This is a genomic window from Paremcibacter congregatus, from assembly GCF_006385135.1.
GTDB classification, from domain to species: domain Bacteria; phylum Pseudomonadota; class Alphaproteobacteria; order Sphingomonadales; family Emcibacteraceae; genus Paremcibacter; species Paremcibacter congregatus.
In genome coordinates this window covers 1874603-1890395 of the sequence record NZ_CP041025.1, presented here as the reverse complement: position 1 = coordinate 1890395, position 15793 = coordinate 1874603, and the positions used below count along the sequence as shown (strand labels likewise).

Genomic DNA, 15793 nt, shown 5'->3' with positions numbered 1-15793 from the left:
ATGGGACAATATTATTTTAATCTGCCCGATCTCGGGGAAGGCATCGTCGAAGCTGAAATTGCGGCCTTGCATGTTCAGGTCGGCGACATCGTCACCGAAGACCAGCCTCTGATCGATATGATGACGGACAAGGCGACGGTTGAACTGCCAAGTCCGGTGGACGGGAAAATTCTCTCCATCAGTGGTCAGCCCGGTGAAATGGTCACCGTGGGTACCCCGATGGTGGTGTTTGAGGTTGAAGGCGCCGGCAATGCCGATACTGCCCCTGCAGAAGCGCCAAAAACAGAAGAAAAGACCCCAGAAGCCGCTGAAGTCAAGACGCCAGAACCGGTAAAGGCCGCGCCAGCGCCGGTGGCCGCGAAGCCAAAGCCGGTGTCTCCGCCAAAAGCTCCGAAAGCCAAAACCGGCGACAAGCCTTTGGCGTCTCCGGCGGTCCGCAAACGGGCCCTGGAAGAGAATATTGACCTGAGCCAGGTGCCGGGCAGTGGCCCCGCCGGACGCATCAGCCATCAGGATCTCGATGATTTTATCGCGGCGGGAGGACGAATTTCCCACGGCGCCAAGAAGGCCCGCACGGGCGTGGAAGAAATTCCGGTCATCGGTATTCGTCGCAAGATCGCTCAGCAGATGGAACTCAGCAAACGCAGCATCCCGCATTATTCCTATGTGGAAGAAGTCGATGTTACGGAAGTTGAAAAACTGCGCAATTTCATGAATGCCAATCGGGAAGAGGGACAACCAAAGTTGTCCATTCTGCCGTTTATCATGATGGCGACCCTGAAGGGGCTCGAGAAATTCCCCGAGTGCAATGCCCATTATGATGCGGAACAAAGTATGGTACGCCGCTTTGACGGGGTTCACCTCGGCATTGCGACCCAGACCCCCAATGGTCTGATGGTGCCCGTGGTATCCCACGCGGAAGTACGCGACATCTGGGACATGGCGACGGAAATGATGCGGGTGACTTCTGCCGGTCGCGAGGGCAGGGCATCCCGGGAAGAGCTGTCCGGCTCTACCGTGACCATTACCAGTCTTGGCAAAATCGGTGGTATTGTCACCACACCGGTGATCAACCATCCGGAAGTCAGCATCATCGGGGTCAATAAAATTGTCCCGCGTCCGATGGTGATCAACGGCAGTGAAATTCAGATCCGCCAGATGATGAATCTGTCTTCATCTTTCGATCATCGGGTCGTCGATGGCTTTGTCGCCGCGGAACTGATCCAGTTTATCAAAGGGGCGCTAGAGCAGCCCGCAACTCTCTTCATGTAAGGACGCCCCATGAGTGTGAAACAAAATTGCAAACTTCTCGTGGTTGGCGCGGGCCCTGGCGGTTATGTGGCGGCCATTCGCGCCGGTCAGCTCGGCATTGACACCATCATTGTCGAAGGCGACAAGGCGGGTGGCACCTGCCTGATCCGGGGCTGTATTCCGTCTAAAGCCCTGATCCATGCAGCCGATAAATATGCGGAGATGTCGGCTCATGCCGGAGACGGGCATCTGGGCATCAAGCTTGGCACAAAGCCGGAGCTGGATTTTTCAAAAACCATCGCCTGGAAAGATGGTATCGTTAATCAACTGAACGGCGGCGTTGAAGGCCTGCTTAAAAAAGCCAAGGTCAAACAGATCACCGGCTGGGCCACGTTCAAGGACGCCAAAACCTGTGATGTGGAAACCGCCGACGGCATCGTGACCATTACGGCTGAGCATGTGATCCTGGCGACAGGATCGAAACCGACAGAATTGCCGTTTCTGCCCTTTGGCGAAGATGTGATTTCCTCAACCGAAGCGTTAGATCTGCAAGATGTGCCGAAAAGGCTCGTCGTGGTTGGGGCGGGCTATATAGGCCTGGAGCTGGGCATCGCCTATCGTAAACTGGGCGCGGACGTCACTTTCATTGAGGCCGAGGATCGTATCCTCGCCACCTATGACAAGGAACTCACCCGCCCGATCCAGCAATCCCTGAAGAAACTCGGCATCACCACACATCTGGGGGCGAAAGCCAGCGGCTGGGCCGACAATAAACTGTCCTATACCGACAAAGACGGCGCGGCGCAGACGATCGCGGCTGACAAGTTGCTGGTGACGGTGGGCCGCAAGCCCAATACCACCGGCTGGGGGCTGGAGAATATGGCCGTGGATATGCAGGGACCGTTTGTCAAGATTGACAGCCGCTGTCATACCTCCATGAAAAACGTCTGGGCCATCGGCGATATCACGGGCGAGCCCATGTTGGCCCATCGCGCCTCGGCACAGGGCGAAGTGGTCGCCGAACTGATTGCCGGCAAGAAAGCCGAATTCAATCCCAACGCCATCGCCGCCGTCTGTTTTACCGACCCCGAGATCATCGCTGTCGGCCAAACGGCAGAAGACGCCAAGAAAGCCGGCATTGAAACCGTCGTCGGTAAATTTCCGCTGATGGCCAATGGCCGGGCGCTGACCATGGAAGCCGGTGAGGGCGGTGGCTTCGTCCGCATCACCGCCCGCAAGGACAATCATCTGATCCTCGGCATTCATGCGGTCGGGCCGCATGTCTCTGAACTGTCTGGTGAATTTGCTCTGGCGCTTGAAATGTCCGCCCGTCTCGAAGACATCGCGGGCACCATCCATGTGCATCCGACCATGACCGAAAGTTTCGCCGAAGCAAGTCTCGCCGCTTTGGGTCATGCAATTCATATTTAAGCCTTACATTAGGGGAGAGTGAACTATTCTCCCCTGATTTTACTTTAGCGCTTGACTTTGCACTGGAAAAGCTGCAAACACAGCCCGTTGAGCGTGATCATAGGATATCACGCTATTTTTTTAGAATATTCCGCCTAGCAGCCATGGATGTGTTTTTCCATGTTATGCCCACCTAATCCTTACGGGCCCAAGTGCAATCGCGGATGTATTATGTGCAATCATGCACAGACAGTCGCGAAAGGAATATGCCATGACGCATGTAAATGCGCCAGTTCTACCCGAGTCCAATTTAGATGAGTCGGTTAACAATGAATCCGGTTTTGCCGAGTTCGATCTTGCCCCCAGCATTCTTAAGGCCATTGAAACAGAAGGTTTCTCTAACCCAACAGCCATTCAGCAGAAATCTTTGCCGCCTTTGATGGACGGTAACGACCTGATGGGGATTGCCCAGACAGGGGGCGGTAAAACGGCTGCTTTCTCTCTGCCGACCATTCACAAGCTGATCAGCAATTATTCAAAGCCCCGGCAGAATATGCCAAAGGTTCTGATCCTGGCGCCAACCCGTGAACTGGCGATGCAGATTGAACAATGCATCATGACTTTCTCCAAAGGCTCTAAAATCAGCAGCCTCGTGGTGGCCGGTGGACAGCCTTATCCGCCACAGACCAATAAACTGCGGCGCGGCGTTGATATTCTGGTGGCGACACCAGGGCGTCTGATCGACCATATCAAACGCAACAACGTCAAGTTCAATGACACCGAAACCTTCATCCTTGATGAAGCTGACCGGATGCTCGACATGGGCTTCATTGACGACGTACAGGATATTGCCGATAGCCTGCCGGAAAGTCATCAAACCATTTTCTTCTCCGCCACCATGAATCAGAAGGTACGGAACCTGTCAAAATCCCTGTTGACCGATCCGGTTTATGTGGAAATTGAAAAGAAAACCATGGTTGCTGACACCATCTCCCATAAGCTGATGAATGTGACGCGTAAAGATAAAGCCGCCTTGCTGGCCGATATTCTTGCCGGCGAAGGTGTGGAAAAAGCCCTCGTGTTTGCCCGGACCAAAATCGGCGCTGACGAGCTTTCTGATGCGCTTTATGAAAAAGGCATTCGCTCAGACGCCATTCATGGTGACAAGCGCCAGCGGGTGCGGGAAAAAATTCTGATGAACTTCCGTCGCGGCCGGACCAATGTTCTGGTGGCCACCGATGTGGCGGCACGCGGTATTGACGTCGATGGCATCACCCATGTGATTAACTATGAACTGCCGATCGAGCCGGAAAACTATGTTCACCGGGTAGGCCGGACCGGACGCGCGGGCGCCGCAGGGATCGCGATCTCCTTCTGCGACCCAAGTGATATGCGCTTGCTGGTTCAGATCGAGCAGCTGATCAAGATTCCGATCGAGGTTGACGCAAGTCATGCCTACCATATTGATATTGCCGCCCGCGGCAGAGGCAACGGCGGCAAAGGTGGCGGCGGACGTTTCTCCCGCGATCGCGCCGGTCGTCCTGGTGCACGTCGGGAAGGTGGCTTCAGCCGCGATAAAAACGGTAGTCGTCCTGACCGGGGTTTCCGCGACAACAAACGTGATGGCGCTGGTAACCGTGAAGAACGCGCAGATCGGCCTAACGCCGGACGGTTCAAGGCCTATGATAACGCCAAGCCCGCACGGGATCGGGATGAACGGAAGTCCTATGACGGCGCAAGACCAGAGCGGTCTGAGCGTAAATTTGACAATAACGACAGACCTGTACGGGCCGAGCGGAAATTTGATGATCGCGAAGGTCGCCGTCCAGCACCACGGGTCAAATCCACCCGCCCTCGTCAGGATAAGCCAGTAAAAAAAGAAGCACAGCGTTATGACCCTTGGCAGGAAGCCAAGCAGTTTTCTGACGATCCCGTACTGGGCAAGTTGCTTGGCAAGCCGCCTAAGTTTGACAGCAAGAAAGAAGACAAGTCTGATTTCGTCAAAACCGGGGTCAAGAAAAGCTTTAAAAAAGTAGAAGACAAGCCTGCCGCAAGTAAGAAAATACGGGGTGGCAAGAAGACATTGACGACGGTGAAATCCGGCAAGCCCAATCGGCCTAAAGTCAAAAACAACGGCGGTACAAAAACCTTTTCGCCAAAAAGGAAACCTGTAAAAACTAACCGCGCTGCCTAGAGCAGAACATAGAATGACTACTCTAAATCAAGGGCCCTGGAGATATTCTCTCCGGGGCCTTTATGTATTAAGACAAGTCCACATAAAAAAAGCCCCCGCTAAAGTGCGGGAGCTTCTACTGATTTATGAGGCCTGGATCAGACGTCTGGCATGTCGAATAAAGTTCAGGCGGTTTTCTGACCAGGCTGTTTTATATCTGTGGGTTTCGTCTCGGCCGTCTTCAGGGTCGGGGCACTATCCTGCATCGCGTTGTTTTTGTGAGTCAGGCTGCCTTCAATAAAGGCGCCGGCTTCTACGCTCAGGGTTTCATGGAACAGATCGCCGTTGACCTTGGCCGTTTTTTCAAGACGAATGTTGCGACCTTTAATCTGGCCCTTGATCTGGCCCTTGACCACGACTTCTTCAGCTGTAACAACGCCCTGTACCGATCCATGTTCACCGATGGTCAATGACGAACTGCGGACATCGCCTTCTACAGCGCCATCAAGTTGAATCTCACCGACTGTGGTGATGTTGCCTTTAATGGTTACGTCAGAGCCGATGATGGAAGGGGCGGAATTTACAGGGCGGGTTGGTTTTGTCATGGTGTTAGCTGTCATACTCTTGTCGTTGGATTTTGAGAACATTATTTGATGCCTTGAATATTTTTTGCGGATTAATGGGTTTTCCATTAAACCAGATTTCATAATGCAAATGTGGGCTGGTGCTGCGGCCGGTTGACCCCATAAGGCCAATCTTTTGTTCGAGCGTCACCAACTCACCTTTTTTCACCAATATCTTGGAAAGGTGTCCATATCGTGACAAAAATCCATTTCCATGATCAATTTCGATAAAATTACCATAAGCCCCGTTGCGACCCGCCTTTGTTACCCGTCCGTTAGCAGATGCATAAATCGGATTTTTCCACCAGCCGGCCATGTCGACACCGCTGTGGCGGGCCCATGTTTTTTTGAAAGGATCTTTGCGCACCCCGAAATTACTGGAAATGTAATATTTTTTTGTCGGCATGCCGATGGGGATATGCTGAATGACACTTTCCAGGTCGATCAGATGATTATGATGGGCGTAAAGCTTTGCAAAGGGTTCGTCGGTCGAAAAATCAAAATTGACCTGTTCCGAATATAATATAAACGGCCCCCCCATGGCCATCATGGATGAAGGTCTGTTTTCCGCCAGTTGCATCAGCTTGCTGGGGGCAAGCCCAGACTGTTTCAAGGTCTTTTCAACATAGGCAATTTTCTGAGAAATACGGCCAACCATGCGTTCGGCCAAAGCCTGCTGCTGGGTCTCTATGCGATTAAGACTAAACTTAAAATTATCTAGCTGCTTTTGATGTTCATCATAAATAGCTGTCGAACCGCCAGTATGAAAACTTATTTCATGGGGGATGGTTTTTTTTCTGCCCGGTTCATCGCCTTTACCCCCGGCGTCTTTTTCTTGCGTTGCAGCTTCGATTTCAGAAGACAGGCTGCTGTCGGCATCAAGCAACTGCTGCAAATAAATCTGTCTTTGCTCCAGAGCCTTGGTCGAAGACTGTATGTCTTGTTTCAACGCCTGGAACTGTTGATTGGCGTCATTATACCTTTGTTCCGTCTTGGCCAGTTCCATGTCTTTGGCCGCGAGAATTTCTGCCCGGTTGAGGTAGCTGTAAGACGTGAGGAGAGACCATATCAACAAAGCAAAAACCATGCTGGCGGCAAAAATTTGTGTATTATGGGAAATAGAGATAAAGCGCACAACACCATTGGTGCGGAAATACAACTGTCTTTCCGGGAATAGTCGTGCAGCTAATGCTTTGATTTTATGAAAAAAATTCAAATTTATCCTCGCCCTGTCTCAATCCTAAAAACTCGGTTTACTTATTCCATACTCTTTTTATAGCGTGCATTTGATACCAAACCGTAAATAATTGCAATAATTTTCCTGTAAAAACATATGTTTGCCGTAAAATCTTGCAAGATCGCTTACACTTCAGAGGGTTATCTGGTTAATCATTCTCATGACCCTTCAGGGGCAAGAGGTTTATAAAACTCCGCTGTAAGCCCGGCGCGGGCGCGGGCGTCCTCATTGAAGGGTGGTTTGACATATCCTTTAAAGTACCGTCTGACCAGATGGTGATAGGTTTCCACAGGTGGACAATTATCCCGGTCGCAGAGGTAACTGAACCACTTTTTTCCAGCCGCCACATGACTGACTTCTTCTATGTAGATGGTGGTTAGCGCTTCTGCACTCTTTTCATCCGCTGCTTTTTCAAAACGCTTGATCATCATAGGGGTAACATCAAGACCGCGGGCTTCCAGAACCAGGGGAACAATGGCAAGGCGGGCTTTCAGGTCATGACGGGTATCCAGGGCAGATTGCCACAATCCGTCATGGGCCGGCAAATCGCCATAGGTCATGTCATAGGCCTGCAGACGATCCTGCATCATCGTGAAGTGCCGGGCCTCGTCATCCCCGACGGATACCCAATCATCACAAAATGCCCGGGGCATATCCGCTCCGAAGCGCGCGACCATATCCCAGGCAAGGTCAATGGCATTGAATTCAATATGGGTGACGGCGTGCAACAAGGCGCCAAGGTTGCTTCCACTTCGGCGTTTAGGCATATCTTGTGGTTTGAGAAGCCGGGGATAATCTGGTCGTGCGGGGGAAACAGAAGGCAGGTAAGGGAAGATCTGCGCCAGTTTTCCCTCTCGCCAGGCCTGTGCGGAACGACGGCTGAACGCAGCCTTCTGCCGTGGGTCTGCACAGCTTAGAACCTGTATGGCTGCCGCGCCTAGATTATCCAGATCAGGCATTTACAGGGCTTTCACGGCCTCAAGAACTGCGGCGGCATGACCCTTGACTTTAACCTTATGCCAGATGTTCCGGATCGTTCCTTTTTCATCAATGAGAAAGGTTGCCCGCTCGATGCCCATATACTCACGGCCATAGAGTTTTTTCAATATCCAGACGCCATAGGATTCACACAACACACCTTCTTCATCCGAAATCAGACTAATGGACAAATCCTGCTTGTTGATGAAATTCTGATGACGTTTAAGACTATCCTTCGACGCACCAATCACAACAGCATTTGCATCGGTGAATTCCTGTTTGAGCGCGGTAAAATCCTTGGCTTCTGTTGTACAGCCCGGTGTACTGTCTTTGGGATAGAAATACAGCACCAGTTTCCGGCCTTTGAAATCGTTCAGTGACAGGGTTTCACCTGTTTCGATGGGCAGGGAAAAGTCGGGGGCAGGCTGGCCAGTTTCAAGCATGTTATTTTCCTTCAGAAGCAGTTGTTTCTTTTTGCGCTACTATAATTTTTTTTGCAGGGACTTCAATCAGTTCCTTAAATATCCTTGAAACATCAACCTGCATCTGGCGCACCGTGTTTTCAAGGTCGTCAATCGTGGACAGACCAAACCGGTCGCACAGCATATCGATCAATCCCTGCGGCATTGTTGCGGGTTTGGTGGCGTTGCCAAGACAGAGTCGCAAGATCACCTGAAGATTTTGCATGAATGCACAGGCTTCCTGCAAGATTACCGCCTCCTTCTGGTGTATGAACCCGTGACGTTGCAGACGATCAATCTGATCCAAAGTATTTGGTGTGATCAGATCAGGGCAGGCATGGCCGTGCCGCAGGATCAGATACTGACAAATAAATTCAATATCGACAAGGCCGCCGCGCGTATGTTTCACCGACCAGACATTTGATGTTCCAAATTCTGCCCGTAATTTTTCACGCATATCGGCGGTATGCAGCAGAGTATCATCCGGCGAACGGCTGTCACTGGCCAGCACATTGGCGATGATATGATTGATCTTGTCTTTTAGTCCCTGACCGCCAATGATCACCCGTCCGCGGGTGAGCGCCAAATGTTCCCAGGTCCAGGCCTGGCTGGTCTGATATTCCTCGAAACCTTCCAGAGATACAGCAATCGGGCCGGCATTGCCTGAAGGACGCAACCGCATATCCACCTCGTACAGCCGGCCTTCTCCGGTCATGGCGGTTAATGCATTAATAAACTGCTGACTGAGGCGTGCAAAATAATGATTGACCGACAAGGGTTTCGAACCGTCGGACATATGGTTGCCCACGGGAGAGTCATAAATGAACACCAGATCAAGGTCCGAAGTGGTGGTTAATTCCCGACCGCCAAGCTTACCCAAAGCCAGGATCGCGAAACTTACCTGCTTGAGCTGCCCATGTTTGCGTGTAAATTCTTCACGCACCCTTTCAAACATAACCCGAAGGATTACATCAGCCACCCGTGACAGGATATGGCCGGCTTGTTGCGCAGTAATATTGTTACGCAAGATCTGAACGCCGCATTGAAACTTCTGCTCATTGGCCCATTTACGGGTAATATCCAACGTATCCTGAAAATCCTTGGCAATCACCAATTGCCCCTCAAGGTGATTGATCAGGTCTGCCGCCGCATGATTTTCATTGAAGAACCCCTGATTAAGAACGGCGTCAAGCAGCAATGGCCGCTTGGCGAGCTGGTCAGAAAGATAGGGTGCCATCCCGATAATCTCGGCCAGCAATTCCAGCAACCAGGGCTGAGCCTTGATAAAGGAAAACAACTGCACCCCGGAGGGGAGACGGGAAATAAATTCGTCAAATTTGCGAAAACTCACATCCCTGTTGGTCTGTTTGCCAAAATGGAAAAGGATGTCAGGGATCAGGGTGTGCAGTAATCCCCGTGCCCGTTCTGTCCTGCAGGACCGGTAACGGCCCAACAGCCATTTCTGCATGATATCATAAATCGGTTGAGGTTCATCAAATCCGGCTTTTTTGATCACCTCGATTGTCGTTTTATTATATATATCCGGCGGAAAAGCCAAAAGTTCATCTGGCTGATCTTCCTCCTGATGTGATTCTTTCAACAGATCGGTGAACAGGTCATGAACCGTATGCAGATGCTGCTGGAGATCATCGGCAAAGGTTTTCTGGTCATCATAGCCCATAAAACGTGTGACACGGTCCAGTTCTTCCGGGGTTTCGGGCAGGGAGTGGGTCTGGTCGTCGTTGATCATCTGCAGGCGATGTTCCAGCGTGCGATAATAGACATAGGCGCTCTGCAGTTTTTCATTGTCTTCGGGCGATATTTTGTTGTTTTTCACCAGGGCGTTCAAGGCATCACAGGTTGCCGGAATTCGCAGTTCCGGTTCGCGGCCCCCAGCAATCAACTGAAAAATCTGGGCGTAAAATTCAATTTCACGTATGCCGCCGTGACCCAGTTTGACATCCTGACCTGCAAAACCAATCTGTTTATGCCCATGATGCTGGTGAATAAGCTTCTTAATGGCATAAATATCTTCCAACGCCACATAATCCAGATGCCGCCGCCATACAAAGCTTTTGATCCGGTCAAGAAACGCGTCGCCCGCCGCCAGGTCGCCGGCCACGGGGCGAGCCTTGATCATTGCCGCCCGTTCCCAGTTCAACCCCATTGATTGATAATAAATCTCGGCGCCTTCCATGGACAAGGCAATTGCGGTCGCGCCCGGGTCTGGGCGCAGACGTAAATCGGTGCGAAAAACATACCCGTCGGCGGTGCGTTCCTGGATCATTTTCATCAGGTTTCGGGTCAGTCGAATAAACAGATCTTGCGCCGTTTTACGCCCGGTATAGTCGACAATATCGTTATCAAAAAGGACGATCAGGTCAATATCACTGGAATAATTCAGTTCAAACCCACCCATTTTCCCCATGGCAAGAACCACATAACCGGTATCCCGGGCGAGATCCGGACTGGCCAGAAGTTTATCTGTCGGGATATCCTGTAAGTGAGGCGGCAGGGCAAGGTTGCCTTTTACCATTTCGACCCGCAATAAATGACTGACCGCCAGTTTTACAGACAATTCAGCAAATTCCGTCAGGGCGCGGGTAACCTGATTCAAAGACCATACCCCCGCCATATCGGTGAAAGAAGTGATCAGCGCCACTTTGGCTTTGGCCTGACGCAGGGTTTTACTGACCAGCGCCGTATCCGTTATTTGCGGCACCTTCTGTTCAAGTTCCGTCAGGATGTTCTGAAACAAGTCAGCCGATTCTGTCGCAAGCAGGCGGGCGGCAAATGCCGGATCTTTCGATAATAGCCGGGACAGATAGGGGCTGTTGGCAAAGATGGCGCATAAAAGATCATGATTTTGTTGATTTTTATTAATTAATGCTTTGATATCTGTTACCTGTTGGTCCGAACAGACTTGTAAAAAGTCTGCAAGCCGTTGGGTACCCAAAGAAGGATTGCCGGCTTTTGGGAAAAACTGCCCCGATGGAGATGTGACAGACAGGGATGAGTGTATCATAAAAATTTTGCACCTTAATTAGGCCTAACTTTTGCTTTATAAAACGAGTTTTATAAAATTGACAGGGGTTTGGCGAACTTATACGCAGGCGACGTGACTCTACCGCGAAGCAATTATAGAGAATAACAGTTTGAAACGATACGCTTTACCATTAAAAATTCTACTTGGTTTTCTTGCGATTCTGGCCCTGACAATTTTTCTTCTGGCCTGGCGGTTGAGCATAGGTCCAATTGCGCTGGATTGGGTGGGCGTGCATTTACGCACGGCTTTGGCATCTCAACAGGGAGAGACCACATTCGACTTTCGTGACGCCGTGTTAATCTGGCGCACGGAAGAAGCCGCCAACCCAAGCCGGACAAGCGGCCTTCAGATCATCTTCTATGAAGTCGAGATCCGTGACAAAAAAACCAACTTTACCCTGAACATCCCGGAAGCCGCGGCCCGGTTTAGCGGTCTTGCCATGGTTCGCGGGTTGATGGCGCCTACGGATTTAGAATTTTCCGGACTAACCATTGAATATGATCTTGATCCGAAAATTTGGCAAAAGACAGATAATCGGCCGTTCATGGAAAAGCTGGAAGAGACGCTGCGGCGATTGCAGAAAAGCAATAATATCGTGGTAAAAACGGCACAACGGTTACTGATATCGCCAAACCCGTCTGATGTTACAGGGTATTTGAAGCAGGTGAGCCTGCTCGATACTACGATTAACCTCAAGGATCAACTGTCAGGAAAGATATGGCAAATTCCATCGGCGGATCTTGGGTTACGGCGGACTGATCAAGGATTTATGATCAATTTGTTTGGTGATATTGCCTTGGGCGAAGATAATCTTATGCCCTTGGATATGTCTCTTATCTATAATAATAATCAGAAACGGGCGGTTACAACCATTGATTTTTCAGGCCTGCGACCATCGGCCCTTGCCGGGGAGGTCGAAGCCCTTTCCGGTTTAAGTGATTTGAATATACCAGCGAACGGCACACTTCAATTCTCGGTCGATGAGAATTTTTCCATTCCGGTTATGGCGTTTCATCTGGCTCTGGGGCAGGGACATATCAACCCCAATAATCTGTATGAAAAACCGCTGCCTATATCATCGGCTGCCTTGAAGGGGTACATCCAGAAAAGTGAAAGCTCGATCGTTCTCGAGGAATTCCAATTGAACCTGGGCGAAACTCATATTCAGGGAAGCGGGTTGCTGTATGGCAGTTTGGACACGCCCGGGGTGGCGATTAAAGCTGACATCGCCGATCTGCCTTTTATGGATTTAAAGTCTTATTGGCCAGGTGAAATCGGCAAGGGGGCATACCTCTGGATTTCTCAAAATGTTGACGCCGGCATTGTTCCCACCGGACAACTGGAGGCCTATATCACGCCGGAAATGTGGGCAGAGAAAGAGTTGCCGCCCAATGCTGTCACCTTTGCTTTTGATTTCCAGAACATCACCGCCCATTATCTCCGGCCCATGCCGGTCCTGACGAATATGTCAGGGCAAGCCAAACTCAACCTGCATGAGTTCAGTCTTACGGCAGAGGATGGTAAAATTGACGATCTGAAGGTGACGAAAGCCGACCTTTTATTTACAGAAATTCATAAAAAAGGCCAAGGTACTGCCTATATTACTGTCCATATGGACGGACCTCTGGAAGAAGTGTTGAGGGTGATAGACTATAAACCGCTCGGTTATCCATCCCGCTATGGCATTAAACCAGGCAGCATTAAGGGGGCCTCCAAGGCCACGGTAAAACTTGAATTCCCGCTGATCCGGAAAATAAAATTAACAGATGTCAAATTTGATGTCAGGGCGGAGGTGACTGAGCTTTCCATCCCAAGGCTTACGGATAATTTGCGTTTATCTGATGGTGTCATGGACCTGCATGTGGACGGCGACACACTCACATCAGTCGGCGCCATAAGGCTAAATGATATTGATTTTACGGCCACCTGGCAGGAAAACTTTGACAAACAGGCTGAATATCCTTCCCAATACGCCCTTGCGGGGATAGTCGAGGGGGCGCAGTGGGAACAACTGCACCTGCCTTTTGACCCTTATATAGAAGGCCCTGTCACCGTTGAAATGGCTCTGTTCGGCAAGGGCGGCGCCATGCAAAAGGGACAAGGGACATTTAACCTGACCAACAGCCGAAGCATATTCGTGCCATTGGGTTGGGATAAGAATGTGGGAGAGGCAGGCTCGGCCTCGTTTGATCTGACATTCAACGGCCTAGATGATATTACACTGTCCAATGTTTCTCTGCAATCGCCCGGGCTTCAGGCCGAATTGGGGCTGGATGTGGTGGAAGGCTGGATCACCCGCTTTGACATCGCCCGCCTGACCATGGAAAAGACTGATTTCGCCTTGACCATGTCCTGGGATGCAGCAGAAAAATTTTACGATTCAAAATTATCCGGGGCCGCACTCGACGCCATCCCCCTCATTGAAATTATCACAGCCCCGCGCACTGGTGCGGAACAGATTGTTTTGCCCGACTTTAACCTGACGGCGGCGATAGATAATGTTCAGGCCAAAAATGATGTCACCTTGAAAGACGTTGCCTTGACGGCACAATACAGGACACAGGATTTTACCCATGTGACCCTGTCCGGCACGCAAGGAACGCAAAAGAAACTTTCCATTACCATTGCCCCAAAGGAAGAAAACCGTGAACTGACTTTTGCCAGCACCGACGCCGGCGAAGCATTAAGAGGGCTGGGCCTGTTTAACATCGGTGTTGGCGGGGATATGCTTCTCACTGCAGATATGGTTAATCACGAACATGGGGTATCCCTTGGTGGCCATGCCAAGGTCAAAGATTTCAAGGTAATTGAATCGCCTGAATTCTCAAAACTTCTGGAAGAAAAGAAATTTCAGAAAGCCCAGGAAGAATTGAAAAAAAGCGGGTTGACCTTCAGTAATTTCGACATGGAATTTCGCCAATACAACGGGGTAATGGAAATTAGCAAAGGCCGCGCCAGTGGGCCAATGCTGGGCATGACCATAGAGGGGGCTGTCGACCAGTCATATGATGAACTCAGCATCAAGGGCACCATCATTCCCGCTTATGGCATTAATTCCCTTCTCGGCAACATTCCTCTGATTGGTACGATCCTGACCGGCGGTAAAGGCCAGGGCATTTTCGCCGCAACCTATGCCATCAAGGGATCCTTGGATAAGCCGGAAATCAAAATAAACCCTCTCGCCGCTCTGGCGCCAGGCATTTTGCGTACGATTTTCAGCGCCATCGGCGGTTCGAAGGATAAAACCATGAGAGAAAAGGCAGAGGAACTGGAAAAGGTCATCCCCAATACCCCGCCAACTGATCCAAAGTAATTACTCAGGCCTGATCAGGATATGTTTCTTTTTCCCGGCAGAGAGTTTCAAGGTGCCTTCTGCGTTCTGATCCGCGAGGGTCAGCAGAGCCTCGCCGTCTGAAATTTTTTCATCATTGAGCTTCGCGCCGCCCTGTTTGATCAGTCTGCGAGCTTCTCCTTTGGATTTGCTAAGCCCGCCCAGAACATAAAGATCGCTCACCGCCATACCGGCTTCCAGATCGGCCTTGGCAACCGTTATGGTCGGTAGATCAGCTGACAGGGATTTTTGTTCAAACGCCTGTCGGGCGGTTTCTTCTGCGGCACGTGCGGCTTCTTCACCATGGCACAAGGTGGTCGCTTCATTGGCCAATATCTTCTTGGCGTCATTAATACCGGCGCCTTCAAGGTTTTCGAGGCGCGAGATTTCATCTAAAGGAAGTTCGGTAAACAGGCGCAGGAATTTTCCCACATCCGCATCGGCGGTATTGCGCCAGAATTGCCAGAAATCATAAGATGACAGCATGTCGTCATTCAACCATACAGCGCCGCTCATGCTTTTGCCCATTTTCTGACCGCTGGCAAGGGTAACCAACGGTGTCGTCAGACCGTATACTTCCCGCTGATCAACACGACGATTAAGTTCCACGCCGTTGATGATATTGCCCCATTGGTCCGATCCGCCCATCTGCAGCGCGCAGCCATTCAACCGACTGAGCTCGAGGTAGTCATAAGCCTGGAGGATCATGTAATTGAATTCCAGGAAGGTCATAGGTTGTTCCCGTTCCAGCCGCAGTTTGACACTGTCAAAGGTCAGCATACGGTTGATGGTGAAATGTACGCCCATGTCGCGCAGAAATTCAATGTAATTCAGCTTGTCAAGCCAATCGGCGTTATTGACCATCACCGCATCTGTCGGTCCATCACCAAAGGTCAGGTATTTTTCAAACACCTTGCGAATACCGGCCATATTGGCGTTGATGTCATCATCGGTCAGCATCTTGCGGGATTCATCGCGTCCGGTCGGGTCTCCAATGCGGGTTGTCCCGCCGCCCATCAGGACGATCGGTTTATGACCGCACTTCTGCAAATGACGCAACATCATGATCTGAACCAATGACCCCACATGCAGGCTGGTTGCCGTACAGTCAAAGCCGATATAGGCTGGTACCACCTGAGACGATAGTTTCTTGTCCAATGCCGTCAAATCGGTGCATTGGTGAACATATCCGCGATCTTTCATGCTTTTGAGAAAATCGGTCTGTGGTGTAAAGTTATCTATCTCATTGGTCATTTTTATTCTGTTCCGCTAAATACATCATG

General features: G+C 50.7%; 10 protein-coding genes. 4 read left to right on the top strand and 6 right to left on the bottom strand.

Annotation, left to right across the window (positions count from 1 at the left end):
• The 3 genes from FIV45_RS08465 to FIV45_RS08455 all read left to right on the top strand — a co-directional run bounded on the left by FIV45_RS08465 (position 1) and on the right by FIV45_RS08455 (position 4855).
• Positions 1-1272, top strand: a complete 1272-nt coding sequence (locus FIV45_RS08465; protein WP_099474578.1) for a dihydrolipoamide acetyltransferase family protein — start codon at positions 1-3, stop codon at positions 1270-1272.
• Positions 1273-1281: 9 nt separating this feature from the next.
• Entirely contained in the window at positions 1282-2682 is a 1401-nt protein-coding gene (lpdA, locus tag FIV45_RS08460) for a dihydrolipoyl dehydrogenase (RefSeq protein ID WP_099474577.1), read from the top strand.
• A gap of 250 nt (positions 2683-2932) precedes the next feature.
• Entirely contained in the window at positions 2933-4855 is a 1923-nt protein-coding gene (locus tag FIV45_RS08455) for a DEAD/DEAH box helicase (RefSeq protein WP_165777073.1), read from the top strand.
• 164 nt (positions 4856-5019) lie between these two features.
• Here the strand turns inward: FIV45_RS08455 and FIV45_RS08450 are convergent, their stop codons facing one another.
• The 5 genes from FIV45_RS08450 to FIV45_RS08430 all read right to left on the bottom strand — a co-directional run bounded on the left by FIV45_RS08450 (position 5020) and on the right by FIV45_RS08430 (position 11158).
• On the bottom strand, positions 5020-5439 hold the full coding sequence (locus FIV45_RS08450) for a bactofilin family protein (protein ID WP_165777072.1): 420 nt from the start codon (positions 5437-5439) through the stop codon (positions 5020-5022).
• 4 nt (positions 5440-5443) lie between these two features.
• Complete coding sequence (locus FIV45_RS08445) at positions 5444-6673, bottom strand: M23 family metallopeptidase (protein ID WP_133118601.1); 1230 nt, start codon at positions 6671-6673, stop codon at positions 5444-5446.
• Between the two features lie 179 nt (positions 6674-6852).
• Positions 6853-7653: a ferritin-like domain-containing protein gene (locus FIV45_RS08440; protein WP_099474568.1), complete on the bottom strand. Its 801-nt coding sequence runs from the start codon at positions 7651-7653 to the stop codon at positions 6853-6855.
• Positions 7654-8115 (bottom strand): thioredoxin-dependent thiol peroxidase, encoded by a 462-nt coding sequence (bcp, locus tag FIV45_RS08435; RefSeq protein WP_099474566.1) that lies wholly within the window; start codon positions 8113-8115, stop codon positions 7654-7656.
• Between the two features lies 1 nt (position 8116).
• Positions 8117-11158 (bottom strand): bifunctional [glutamine synthetase] adenylyltransferase/[glutamine synthetase]-adenylyl-L-tyrosine phosphorylase, encoded by a 3042-nt coding sequence (locus tag FIV45_RS08430; RefSeq protein ID WP_099474564.1) that lies wholly within the window; start codon positions 11156-11158, stop codon positions 8117-8119.
• Positions 11159-11288: 130 nt separating this feature from the next.
• Between FIV45_RS08430 and FIV45_RS08425 the strand changes: the two genes are divergently transcribed.
• Positions 11289-14492, top strand: coding sequence for a YhdP family protein (locus FIV45_RS08425; RefSeq protein ID WP_099474562.1), 3204 nt, complete (start codon positions 11289-11291; stop codon positions 14490-14492).
• On the opposite strand, the gene tyrS is transcribed toward FIV45_RS08425, so the two are convergent.
• Positions 14493-15764, bottom strand: coding sequence for a tyrosine--tRNA ligase (tyrS, locus tag FIV45_RS08420; protein WP_099474560.1), 1272 nt, complete (start codon positions 15762-15764; stop codon positions 14493-14495).
• Positions 15765-15793: the final 29 nt, after the last annotated feature.